This window comes from Nonomuraea sp. NPDC001636, assembly GCF_040298265.1.
Lineage (GTDB): Bacteria > Actinomycetota > Actinomycetes > Streptosporangiales > Streptosporangiaceae > Nonomuraea.
The window spans coordinates 1-11,936 of the sequence record NZ_JBEOZT010000048.1 but is presented as its reverse complement, the minus strand read 5'-3'; the positions used below and the strand labels follow the sequence as shown (position 1 = coordinate 11,936).

At 70.5% G+C, this 11,936-nt stretch carries 11 protein-coding genes; 5 read left to right on the top strand and 6 right to left on the bottom strand.

Annotated features, from left to right (window positions below):
• The first annotated feature begins 40 nt into the window (after positions 1 to 40).
• Complete coding sequence (locus ABT158_RS47800; RefSeq protein ID WP_352365570.1) at positions 41 to 436, top strand: SSI family serine proteinase inhibitor; 396 nt, start codon at positions 41 to 43, stop codon at positions 434 to 436.
• A 42-nt stretch (positions 437 to 478) separates the two neighbouring features.
• On the opposite strand, the gene ABT158_RS47795 is transcribed toward ABT158_RS47800, so the two are convergent.
• Positions 479 to 1,942, bottom strand: a complete 1,464-nt coding sequence (locus ABT158_RS47795) for an amino acid permease (protein ID WP_352365568.1) — start codon at positions 1,940 to 1,942, stop codon at positions 479 to 481.
• A 90-nt stretch (positions 1,943 to 2,032) separates the two neighbouring features.
• On the opposite strand from ABT158_RS47795, the gene ABT158_RS47790 reads away from it, so the two are divergent.
• A complete protein-coding gene (locus ABT158_RS47790; RefSeq protein ID WP_352365566.1) occupies positions 2,033 to 2,671 on the top strand; it encodes a DedA family protein in 639 nt (212 codons plus the stop codon).
• Here the strand turns inward: ABT158_RS47790 and dxs are convergent.
• Entirely contained in the window at positions 2,616 to 4,508 is a 1,893-nt protein-coding gene (dxs, locus tag ABT158_RS47785) for a 1-deoxy-D-xylulose-5-phosphate synthase (protein WP_387656681.1), read from the bottom strand. The genes ABT158_RS47790 and dxs overlap by 56 nt on opposite strands.
• A 140-nt stretch (positions 4,509 to 4,648) precedes the next feature.
• On the opposite strand from dxs, the gene ABT158_RS47780 reads away from it, so the two are divergent.
• From ABT158_RS47780 to ABT158_RS47770, 3 genes are read left to right on the top strand one after another with little or no spacing between them, the layout of a single operon-like run.
• Entirely contained in the window at positions 4,649 to 5,536 is an 888-nt protein-coding gene (locus tag ABT158_RS47780) for a neutral zinc metallopeptidase (RefSeq protein ID WP_352365564.1), read from the top strand.
• A 53-nt stretch (positions 5,537 to 5,589) separates the two neighbouring features.
• On the top strand, positions 5,590 to 6,402 hold the full coding sequence (locus ABT158_RS47775; protein WP_352365562.1) for a neutral zinc metallopeptidase: 813 nt from the start codon (positions 5,590 to 5,592) through the stop codon (positions 6,400 to 6,402).
• Between the two features lie 36 nt (positions 6,403 to 6,438).
• Positions 6,439 to 7,188 (top strand): neutral zinc metallopeptidase, encoded by a 750-nt coding sequence (locus ABT158_RS47770; protein WP_352365561.1) that lies wholly within the window; start codon positions 6,439 to 6,441, stop codon positions 7,186 to 7,188.
• On the opposite strand, the gene ABT158_RS47765 is transcribed toward ABT158_RS47770, so the two are convergent.
• The 4 genes from ABT158_RS47765 to ABT158_RS47750 are packed head-to-tail and all read right to left on the bottom strand — an operon-like array spanning position 7,185 to position 11,628.
• On the bottom strand, positions 7,185 to 8,390 hold the full coding sequence (locus ABT158_RS47765) for an ROK family transcriptional regulator (protein WP_352365559.1): 1,206 nt from the start codon (positions 8,388 to 8,390) through the stop codon (positions 7,185 to 7,187). The genes ABT158_RS47770 and ABT158_RS47765 overlap by 4 nt on opposite strands.
• Positions 8,391 to 8,425: 35 nt before the next feature.
• Positions 8,426 to 9,688 carry a sugar ABC transporter permease gene (locus ABT158_RS47760; protein WP_352365557.1) on the bottom strand — a complete coding sequence of 421 codons (1,263 nt, stop codon included), beginning with the start codon at positions 9,686 to 9,688 and terminating at the stop codon, positions 8,426 to 8,428.
• Positions 9,685 to 10,449 (bottom strand): ATP-binding cassette domain-containing protein, encoded by a 765-nt coding sequence (locus ABT158_RS47755; protein WP_352365555.1) that lies wholly within the window; start codon positions 10,447 to 10,449, stop codon positions 9,685 to 9,687. Before ABT158_RS47755 ends, ABT158_RS47760 begins: the two co-directional genes overlap by 4 nt.
• 60 nt (positions 10,450 to 10,509) lie before the next feature.
• Positions 10,510 to 11,628 (bottom strand): sugar ABC transporter substrate-binding protein, encoded by a 1,119-nt coding sequence (locus ABT158_RS47750; RefSeq protein WP_352365553.1) that lies wholly within the window; start codon positions 11,626 to 11,628, stop codon positions 10,510 to 10,512.
• Positions 11,629 to 11,936 lie beyond the last annotated feature (308 nt).

Sequence of the window (11,936 nt, the reverse complement as noted above, 5' to 3'; positions counted from 1 at the left end):
GCCGTAGCGTACTGTGCCGTCCTACGAACGGAGAGTAACCATGATGCGAGCAGTCGGCACGATCGCTCTGTGCGGAGCCCTCGTGCTCGGCGCGTCGTCGCCCTCCCTGGCGGCGGCGCCCCCCACCCCCAAGGTCACCCTCAAGGTCACCGTGGCAGTGAAGAACGGCCCCACCAAGGGTGCCTGGCTCAACTGCAGCCCCGACGGCGGCACCCACCCCTCCGCCCACGCCGCCTGCGAGCTCCTGCGCAAGGTGAAGGGCGACCCGGCCAAGATCAACGTCTCGCCGAAGGCGGCCGCGGCCTGCGGCAAGGAGGTGGAGCCGCGCGCCGTCATGATCCTCGGCAAGTGGTACGGCAAGACCGTCCAGTGGGGCAAGGTCTACACCAACGCCTGCACGATGAAGGCGGGCCTCGGAACGCTCCTGGCGATCTGAGCGGGTGAGGGGGGCGGGCGGCCGGCCCGCCCCTCTCGCGCGTCACAGGCCGGGCACGGCGCCCCGCCTGCTGTGCCGGTAGCCGTAGGCGAAGTAGACGACCACGCCGATGACCATCCAGACGACGAACCTGAGCCACGTCTCCAGCGGCAGGTTGAGCATCAGGTAGAGGCAGGCCAGCACCGACAGGATCGGCAGCAGCGGCACCATCGGCACCCGGAAGGCCCGCTCCAGGTCGGGCCGGGTGCGCCGGAGCACGATCACGCCGACGGACACCACCATGAACGCGAACAGCGTGCCGATGTTCACCAGCTCGGCCAGCTCCCCGAACGACACGAACCCGGCCAGCGCCATGGTCACCAGGCCGATGAGGACGGTGAGCCTGGCGGGCGTGCCGAAGGTGGGGTGGACGACGGCCAGCCGGCGCGGCAGCAGGCCGTCACGGCACATGGCGAACAACACCCGGGTCTGCCCGAGCAGCAGCACCAGCACCACGGTCGTCAGACCGGCGATGGCGCCCACGCTGATGATGGTGGCCAGCCAGGGCTGGCCGACGGCGGTGAACGCGTCCGACAGCGGCGCGCTCGTGCTCAGCTGCCTGTACGGCTGCATGCCGACCACCACCAGCGAGACGGCGACGTAGAGGATCGTGCAGACGGCCAGCGAGCCGATGATGCCGCGCGGCACGTCGCGCTGCGGGCGCACGGTCTCCTCGGCGGCGGTGGCCACGATGTCGAAGCCGATGAAGGCGAAGAACACGATCGCCGCGGCCGAGAAGATGCCGATCACGCCGAACGCGACGGGCGTGACCCCGAACAGCACCTGGATCAGCGGCGCCTTCAGCCCCTCGACCCGCGGCGAGGCCACCGGCTCGGGGATGAAGGGCGTGTAGTTGGCGGCCTTGACGAAGAAGAGCCCGGCCACGATGACCAGCAGCACCACCGTGATCTTGGTGATCACCAGGATCAGGTTGACCCGCGAGGAGATCTTGATGCCGGCCACCAGGATCGCGGTGAGGATCAGCACGATGGCCACCGCGGGCACGTTGACCACGGGATCGTCGCCCGCGATGGAGGCCGGCAGGTGGATGCCGACGGAGTCGAGCATCGAGGCGAAGTAGCCCGACCAGCCGACCGACACCACGGCCGCGGCCAGCGCCAGCTCCAGGATCAGGTCCCAGCCGATCACCCAGGCGGGGAACTCGCCGAGGGTGGCGAAGGAGAAGGTGTAGGCGGACCCGGCCACGGGGATGGTCGAGGCGAACTCGGCGTAGCACAGCGCCGCCAGCCCGCACACGACGGCCGCCACGACGAACGAGACCGCGACCGCCGGCCCGGCCACCTCCTTGGCCACCTGGCCGGTGAGCACGAAGATCCCGGTGCCGACGATCACGCCGATGCCGAACACCATGAGGTCCATGGCGGTCAGGCGCTTGCGCAGCTGGTGCTCGGGAGTCTCGGTGTCGCGGATCGACTGTTCGACGCTCTTCGTGCGAAAGATGTCCACGATCAGCGATCCTTCCCAGACCCTCCGTGATCATGCGCTCGCGCCGGGCCCGCCGGTGAAGCGCCTCGTCGGGGGTAGCGGACCCGCATCATGGTGGACGACCTGCTGGACACGCTGGCCGGTCAGGACGTGGCGGTGGTGCTGGCGCTCGTCCTGGTCTTCCTGACCCTGGACGCCTCGGTCGGGATCGGCCTGATCACGCCGGGCGACGGCCTGCTGCTCGTCGCGGGCGCCACGTCGGGCAGCGTGCCGGAGACGCTGGCCCTGATCGGCACCGGCGTGCTGGCCTGCGTCCTGGGCGCGACGGGCGGCCACCGCCTGGGCCGCCGGTACGGCCCCCGCCTGCGCGACAGCAGGCTCGGCCGGCGCGTCGGCGAGGAGCGCTGGACCCGGGCCGAGCAGATCCTGCGGCGCAGCGGCTGGGCGCTGGCCCTGGCCTACTTCCTGCCGGTGGTGCACGCGCTGACGCCGGCCCTGGCGGGCGCGGTGGGCATGCCCTACCGCCGGTTCATGCCGTGGGCCCTGCTGGGCAGCACGGCGTGGGTGAGCACGTACATCGTGCTGGGGGCGGTGGCCGGGCAGATGGCGCGGCGGGAGGCGGGCCTGCTGCTGCCGGCGGCGGCCGCGGCGGTGGTCGTCATGCTGGCGATCACCGCCGTGGTCCGCCGGGTGCTCAACGGCGGACCGGCTGCTCCACGCGGGAGGTCCGCTTCGCGACGGCCTCGGTGATCTGGCGCGCGAGGTCCTGGCCGGTCAGGCCGATGCGGCCGAGGATCGCGGCCCGCTTGGCGTGGTCGAGGAACTCCTGCGGGATGCCGAAGGTGCGCACCGGGACGTCGACGTCGGCGTCGCGGAGCAGGCGGGCCACGGCGTCGCCCACGCCGCCCACGCGGCCGTTGTCCTCGACCACGGCGACCAGCTTGTGGGCGCCGGCGGCCAGCGTCAGCGCCTCGTCGAGCGGCTTGACCCAGCGCGGGTCGACCACGGTGGCCGAGATGCCCTGCGCGTCGAGCAGGACGGCCGCCTCCATGCACACGTGCGCCATCGGGCCGACGCCCACCAGCAGCACGTCCGGCTCGCCCTCGGCGGCCCGCAGCAGGTCCATCTCGCCCAGGCGGCCCACGGACTCCAGGGGCTCGGCCACCGGGCCCTTGGGGAAGCGCAGCACGGTCGGCCCGTCGGAGACCTCCACGGCCTCGCGCAGCAGCTCGGTGACGCGGTCGCCGTCGCGCGGCACCGCGATCCGCAGGCCGGGCACGACCTGGAGGATCGACAGGTCCCACATGCCGTTGTGGCTGGCGCCGTCGTCGCCGGTGACGCCGGCCCGGTCGAGGACGACGGTGACCGGCAGCCGGTGCAGGGCGACGTCCATCAGGAGCTGGTCGAAGGCCCGGTTGAGGAAGGTGGCGTAGACGGCCACGACCGGGTGCAGGCCGCCGAGCGCGAGGCCGGCGGCGCTGGTCAGCGCGTGCTGCTCGGCGATGCCGACGTCGTAGATGCGGTCGGGGAAGGCGTCGGCGAAGGCGTTGAGGCCGGTGGGGTGGAGCATGGCCGCGGTGATGGCGACCAGGTCCTCGCGCTCCTTGCCGAGCCTGACCAGCTCCTCGCTGAAGACGTTGGTCCAGATGCGCGGCTTGGGCTTCTCGGCGCCGGTGGCGCGGTCGAAGGCGCCGGGCGAGTGGAACTGGTCTTCGTCGTGGTTCTCTGCGGGGGTGTAGCCGCGGCCCTTCTGGGTGAGGGCGTGCACGATGACCGGCCCGCGGAAGGCGCGGGCCTTGCGCAGCGCCGCCTCCATGGCCTGCTCGTCGTGGCCGTCGATGGGGCCGACGTACTTCAGGCCGAGGTCCTCGAACATGACCTGCGGGGCCAGGACGTCCTTGACGCCCTTCTTGAAGCCGTGGAGGGCGTCGTAGAGGACGGGAACGTTCCCGAGCTTGTCCTTGACGTATTCGAGCATGTCCTCGTAGCGGCGGTTGACGCGCAGCGAGGACAGGTGGGAGGCCAGGCCGCCGATGGTCGGGGAGTAGGAGCGGCCGTTGTCGTTGACCACGATCACGACGGGCAGGTCTTTGATCGCGGCGATGTTGTTCAGCGCCTCCCAGGCCATGCCGCCGGTGAGCGCGCCGTCGCCGATCACCGCGACGACCGTGCGCTCGCGCTCGCCGCGCAGCTTGAACGCCTTGGCCAGGCCGTCGGCGTAGGACAGGGCGGTGGAGGCGTGGGAGTTCTCGACGAAGTCGTGCTCGGACTCGGTCTGGCTCGGGTAGCCGGACAGGCCGCCCTCCTGCTTGAGCGCCTCGAACCCGGCCGCGCGGCCGGTGAGCAGCTTGTGCACGTACGCCTGGTGGCCGGTGTCCCAGATGACCGGGTCGCGCGGGGAGTCGAAGACGCGGTGGACGGCGATGGTGAGCTCGACCACGCCCAGGTTCGGCCCGAGGTGGCCGCCGAACCTGGCGCAGGCGTCGACGAGCAGGTCACGGATCTCCCCCGCGAGCCGCGGCAGCTCCTCAACAGCGAGCCGTTTGACGTCGTGCGGTCCCTCTATCGAGCCCAGCAACCCGCTCACGGATGCGACTCCCCTCTGCCTCGTTCGCCGTCTGTTCCTTTTCGACGACGCAGAAGAGTCTAGTTCGCCGACGTCTCGCTGACTCCATCGAGTCAAATCCACCCACTTATGTCCGATCTTGACCTAGTCTTTCCGGACATATGAACTCCCTCCCTAAAGGCAAGATCGCGGCCGGGGCCGCCGCGACTCTCGCACTCGCCATGGCCGCCGCCTCCCTCGTGCTCGTGCTTTCCGACGTCGCCACGACCTCGGCCGAGCGTGCGCCGGTCAGCCAAGCCCAGAAACTCGCCTCGTCGCCCGCCGCGGCCCGAGCCGGCGCCGCCGCGCCCGGCGGCATGGCGCAGGCCACGGCCAACGCCCTCTACCGGACCGGCAGGCTCGCCGACGTGAACTGCGCGCCGGGCGCGCTGCCCGCGGGCAGCATGATCGCCTACCGCCGCTTCCTCACGCGGGTGACGAACTGCCTGAACAAGGCGTGGGCCACGCAGTTCCGCAAGGCCCGCATGCCGTTCAGCAAGCCCCGGCTGCGGATCATCACCAAGAAGGTCAGGACGCCCTGCGGCGCCTGGAACACCGGCGCCGACGGCGTCTACTGCTCCACCGACCGCACGATGTACCTGCTGATCAGCCGCGCCCAGCTGCGCAACCCGTTCCCGCTCGGCATCAGCCGCCTGATCGCCCACGAGTACGGCCACCACGTCCAGCAGGCCTCCGGCATCTGGAACTACTACTGGACGGCCAGGAACACCGCGGGCAAGGCGGCGCGCCTCCAGCTCTCGCGCAAGTCCGAGCTGCAGGCCGAGTGCTTCTCCGCCGTCTTCATGAGCACGATGAAGGGCACCGCCCTGGTGAACCAGTCCGACTGGGACTACACGGTCCAGTGGTTCTACAAGAACGGCGCCAAGGGCTGGCCGCAGAACGACCACGGCAAGGGCCCGACGCAGGCGGCCTGGATGACCAGGGGCTTCAACCGGGGCGCGCCCGGCGCGTGCAACACGTGGGCGGCGGCTGCGCGAAACGTCCAGTGACGTCTGGCATTTCCGCTTTACCTGGATCTCTCTCTTTTGTAGTGTGCCTTCCCATGCGTACCCCCCGATTGGCGATCATTGCCGGCGCCCTGGCGAGCGTTTTCGTCGCCGGTACGGCCCACGCGGCCGTGGCCGCCCCGGCGAGCAAGCCGGTCCTGACGAAGAACCCGATCTACAAGACCGGCCGGCTCGCGCTCAGGACGTGCGAGGAGCCGCCGGTCCGGTCCGGGACCGAGGACGAGGCGCGGGTCTACTTCGAGGCGGTGCTCGAATGCCTCGACAAGGCCTGGGCTCCCAAGCTCAAGCAGGCGGGCTTCGCCTTCAGCAAGCCGAAGTTCCAGGTGATCACCAAGCTGGGCGCCCCCACGGGCTGCGGCGGCTTCCCGGGGGGCGCGCAGGCGCTGTACTGCCCGGTCAACAAGACGATGACCCTCCTGCTCAGCCCGAACGTCGTGGAGGAGCCGTCGGACCCGGTGCTGATGCTGGTGGTGGCCCACGAGTACGGCCACCACGTCCAGAAGCTCACCGGCATGCTCCGGCACAACAAGCGCGGCGAGTACGTCCTGGACAACCCGCGGAACCTGGAGCCGGTGCGCCGTACCGAGCTGCAGGCCGAGTGCTACGCCGGGGTGTTCATGGGCAGCGTCTGGGACTCGCTGGGCCGTAGCCAGAAGGAGTTCGACTCCCTGCTCAAGGGCTCGCACGACCCGGCCGACCTGAGCGCGCTCGGCGTGAAGACGCGCTCCTCGGCCGACCTGAGCCACGGCTCGGACGCCAACGTCGCGTGGTGGCTCAAGCGCGGCTTCACCGGCAAGTCGGCGGGCTCCTGCAACACCTGGGCCGCCCCCAAGGGCAAGGTCAGCTAAGCCAAACTCGTACAAACTCCTCTAAGATCCGCGATCGTGCGCATTCCCCTCATGGCGCTTGCCATGTGCATGATCGCGGTTCTGCTGTCGCCGGCTCCGTCGGCCGCGGCGGGCCGCCCGGCGCGAGGGGGGTTGTCGGCCGCGCCGGTCGTCTCACGCGAACGCCTGGCCTGCGCCGTCCCCGCCATCAGGGCGGGCAGCGCCGCCTCGCTCAAGTCGTTCCACCGGGCCATGGCCAGGTGCGCCGACCGGTTCTGGGCCGGCCGGTTCGCGGCCGCGGGCCTGGCCTACACCCCGCCCGAGGTGACCGTCACCACCGGCGGCGACTCGGTCTGCGGCCGGATCACCGCCAACGGCGCGCAGTACTGCCCGGTGCAGCGCACGATCGTCATCCGCGTCATGAAGCACGACCTGGACGACCCGTTCCGGATGAACGTCGCGCACTCCGTCGCGCACGAGTGGGGTCACCACGTCCAGGAGCTCACCGGCGTGCTGGACGCGCAGAACGCCCTGTACCAGCCCGCCTCCACGGGGGCCCGCACCCTGCTCAGCCACCGGCTGGAGATGCAGGCCGAGTGCTTCGCCGGCGTCTTCTACAGCGCCGCGCTCACCTCGATCAAACCTGATGTCACCTGGCGCGAATGGCTGGACGCCGTCCGCCGGGCGGACTACAGCAAGATCCACGGCCGCCCGCGCAACCTGGCCTACTGGCAGAACCGCGGCTATCGCGACGGCTCCGCCGCCGCCTGCGACACCTGGACGGCCCCCAAGGCCCGGGTGCGCTAGGAGCTGACCCTGGCCAGCACTTCCAGCGGGTCGGCCAGCACGTGGGCGAAGGCCAGCTCGGCCGCCCCGACCAGGGTGACGTGGTCGCCGAGCGCCGACGTGCGCAGCCGTACGTGCTCGCGCTGGGGGGCCATGGCGTGCAGCGCCAGCCGGGTGCGGACCTGCGCCGCCGAGCCGAGGTAGACCTCCCGCAGCATGCCCCCGAAGATCACCATCTCCGGGTTGAAGATGTTGACCAGGTTCGCCACGCCGAGCCCGAGCCAGTCGCCGACCCGGCTCAGCGCCTCCTGCGCGACGATGTCGCCCCGGTCGGCCGCGTCGACCACGGCGCGGACCGCGTCGCGGCCGTGCTGGCCGGGCCCGAAACGGCCGGCCAGCTCCAGCAGCGCCCGCTCCCCCACCTCGGCCTCCAGGCAGCCGTGCGAGCCGCAGGAGCACTCGCGCCCGCCGGGGTTGACGACCATGTGGCCGACCTCGCCGCCGTAGCCGTCGAAGCCGCCGAGCAGGTGGCCGCCGGTGATGATGCCGCCGCCGATGCCCACGTCGCCGTGCAGGCAGATGAGGTCGCGCACGCCCACGCCGAGGCCGCGGCTGTGCTCGGCCAGGGCCGCCAGGTTGGCGTCGTTGCCCACGCTGACCGGCAGCCCGAGGCCCAGCCTGCGGCCCAGCTCCTCGCCGAACGGCACGTCGTGGGCCATCAGGTTGGGCCCGAACGTCACCACGCCGTCGCCCTTGCGCACCCCGCCGGACACGGCGGCGGCGGCGCCGACGCACACGGTGTCGTCGCGCGTCTTGCGCCGCATCTGCCTGGCGAACCCCGACAGCACCCCGGCCAGCTCGTCGAGGGCGAATTTGCCCCGGTCGCGGGTGGTCTCCCTGCGGTCGAGGATGACGCCGCCCAGCCCCACCCGCGCCGCCACGAGCCGGTCGGGGCCCACGTCGAACGCGAACACGTAGACGCGCGCCGACTCGGGGCGCACCACCAGCGAGGGCCGGCCGGCCCGGCCGGTCTCGCGCGGCAGCTCCTCCCGCACCAGCCCGGCGGCGGTGAGGTCGGACGTCAGCGCCATGATGGTGCTGCGGTTGAGCCCCATCTTCGAGGTCAGCTCGGCGCGCGAGATCGGCCCGCCCAGATGGACATGGCGAAGCAGCGCGCCGAGATTGTGGCGCCTGATGTCCTCCTGGGACGGTCCGGCACGCATCGTCTGGGGTTCCTTCAGGGGCTGCGGGTCGCTGATCACCTTAGACCAGCAGCAGCCGCCCGCTTGCGCGCCAGGGCGTCGACGCCTGCGGCGAGCAGCAGCACGCACCCGGTGACCAGGTACTTCACGCTCGCACCGTAGCCCATCAGGCCCATGCCGTTCTCGATCACGGCCACCACGGCGCCGCCGAGCACCGCGTCCAGCACCCGCCCCTTGCCGCCGAACAGGCTGGTGCCGCCGATGACGGCCGCGCCGACCGCGTACAGCAGCACCGAGCTGCCGCCCGTGTTCGGGTCGACCGAGCTGGCCCGGGAGGCGGCCACGATCCCGCCGACCGCCGCCATCGCGGAGCAGATCACGAACGCCGCGATCTTGATGCGGTCGACCGGGATGCCCGCCCGGCGCGCGGCCTCGGTGTTGCCGCCGACCGCGTACAGGTGCCGGCCGAACGCGGTGCGCCGCAGCACCAGCGTCCACACGACCAGCAGCACGACGATCACCGGCACCACGATCGGCACGCCGGTGAGCGAGACCAGCGCGGGGTTGCGGCTGCGCTCCAGGTTCAGCACGTAGACCGCGAGCCCGCCGAGCAGCGCCAGGGCGCCCACGCGCGCCGCGATCAGCGACAGCGGGTCGGCGACCAGGCCGCGCGCGGACCGGTTCCTGGCCCGCAGGAGCTGCACGGCCGCGAACCCCGCCACGCACACCGCGTACAGGATCCAGCCGAGCAGCGGCGGCAGGTTCTTGTTGGCCACGGCGACGATCACGCTGTCCCGGACGGAGATGTTCGTGCCCTCGTTGACCAGCACCAGGACCAGGCCCTGGAAGGCCAGGAAGGCGGCCAGCGTGACCACGAACGACGGTATGCCCACCTTGGCCACCAGCGTGCCCAGGACGACGCCGATGAGCACGCCGGTGACGATGGCGGCCAGCACGCAGACGTACCAGGGCAGGCCGAAGGTGGCCAGCGTGACGGCGAGCACCGCCGCGCAGACGCCGCTGGCGAACCCGGCCGACAGGTCGATCTCGCCCAGCAGCAGGACGAAGACCAGGCCCATGGCGATGAGCGTGACGTTCGCGCCCTGGGTGAACAGGTTGGCGAAGTTGATCGAGGTGACGAACGCGGGCCGGGCCAGGGCGAAGACCGTGCAGAGCACGATCAGGCCGAGCACGGCGGGCAGCGCGCCCATGTCGCCGCCCCGGACGCGCTCCCAGTACGCCCGTACGCTGTGCGCGATCGACGGGGACTGCGCGGCGACGACGATGGCCTCGCCCGGGAGTTCCTTGACCTTGCTCATGGGGTGACCCCGTTCTTGAGGCCGAGTTCGCCGCTGCGACCCGAGGTGATCAGTTCGACGACCTGGGCGTGCGTCACGTCGGCGGTCTTGACCTGGGCGGCCATCCTGCCGAGGTAGAGCGCCGCGATCCGGTCGGAGACGGCGAACACGTCGTTCATGTTGTGCGAGATGAGGACGACCGCGAGGCCCGTGTCGGCCAGCCTGCGCACGAGTTCGAGCACCTGCGCCGTCTGGGCCACCCCGAGGGCCGCGGTGGGCTCGTCGAGGATGACGACCTTGCTGTTCCACAACACGGCCTTGGCGATCGCGACGGTCTGCCGCTGGCCGCCGGACAGGCTGGAGACCTGCTGCCTGATGGACTTCACCGTGCGCACGGACAGGCTGCTGAGCGTCTTCTCGGCCAGCTCCTCCATGCTGTCCTCGTCGAGCAGGAAGCCGTTCTTGCGTTCCCTGCCGAGGAACATGTTCTGGACGATGTCGAGGTTGTCGCAGAGCGCCAGGTCCTGGTAGACGATCTCGATGCCGAGCTCGCCCGCGTCCCGGGGGGTGTGGACGGCGACCTGGCGGCCGTCGAAGAGGATCTGGCCGGAATCGATGGGGTAGATGCCGCCGATGCACTTGACCAGCGTCGACTTGCCGGCGCCGTTGTCGCCGACGAGCGCCGTGACCTCGCCGGGGTAGGCGGAGAACTCGACCTCGTGCAGCACCTTCACCGGACCGAAGCTCTTGTCGATCCCGCGCACTTCGAGGAGGGGGGTCATGGGGCTCCCTAAAGAGGGGCGCGGCCGCGCGCCGGTGGCACCCGGCCGCGCCCGTCCAGGCTATTGAATTCCGGCCTCAGTGCACTTCTTGGCGAAGTCGGCGGTGCAGAGCTCCTCCTTGGTGACGTAACCGTCGGCCACGACGTCCTTGACGTTGTCGAAGGTGATGGCCTGCGGCTCCAGCAGCTCGGAGGGCACGTCCTGGCTGGTCTCGGGGTCCTTGACGCTGGCGCTCGCCGTGGGCTTCTCGCCCTTGGCCAGCGCGACGGCGAGCTTGGCCCCGGCGTCGGCCTCCTTCTTGACCGCCTTGTAGACCGTCATGCACTGGTCGCCCGCCAGGATGTTCTGCAGGCCCTGGACGGTGGCGTCCTGGCCGGTGACCGGCACCTTGCCGTTGAGGTTCTGCTTCTTCAGCACGGTGATGGCGGCGTTGCCGAGGCCGTCGTTGGCGGCCAGCACGCCGGCGATCTTCGGCTGCTGGGTGAGCATCTGCTCGAAGATCGTCCCGGCCTGGGTGTTGTCCCAGTCGGGCACGGCCTGGTCGGGGCCCTTGACGTACTCGCCGGAGTCGAACTTGGGCTTGAGCACGCCGTCGTAGCCGTTCTTGAACAGGGTCGCGTTGTTGTCGGTCGGCGAGCCGTTCAGGTAGGCGACGATGGGCTTGTCGGCCTTCTTGTCGGCCAGGCACTTGCTCAGGCCCTCGCCCTGGAGCGTGCCGACCTTGGTGTTGTCGAAGCTGACGTAGTAGGCGGCGCCGCCGCCCAGGGTCAGGCGGTCGTAGTCGATGGTGGCCACGCCCTGCGACTTGGCCTTCTCGATCACGGCCTTGCCGCTGCCGCTGTCCAGGTTGACGATCATCAGGACGGTGGCCCCGTTGGTGATCATCTGGTCGGCGATGGTCTGGAACGCCGTCTTGTCGTTCTGGGCGTTCTGGATGTCGTACTGGACGCCGGCGGCCTTGAACGCCTCTTCCAGGTACTTGCGGTCCGCCGTCTCCCAGCGCGCCGACGACTTGCTGTCCGGGAGGATGACGCCGATCTTGCCGGCCTTCGCGGGCTGCGTCGCCGAGGCGGAGGAGGTGGCGGTGGTGCCGGTCTGACCGCTTTCGCCCCCGCAGGCGGTGAGACCGAGGGCGAGCGTCGCCGCCGCGGCGGTCAGGCTGAGGATCCCCTTGCGCATGATGCAGGGTCCTTTCTTCCGGAGGGGCCCGGATGAATGTTGTTTGCGGCAACGTATTCCGCCACGGCCTGCTTTGGAAGACCCTTCCGTCCGGCAGTTTGTTGTTTCCGGTAACAATCCAGAAACGTGGGAGCACGGGATGGTAACCGACAGTAACTGTTTGGTTACTGTGCGTGACGAATGAGGCCCGTGAGGATGGAGGGGCCCTCGAAACGAAAGACATCCCAGGAGCTTAGATGTCAAGCTGCAACCGATTCTGCGTGATGCGACCAGGCGGTCGTCTCGTCGTAGAGGGTGCCGGTTTTGAG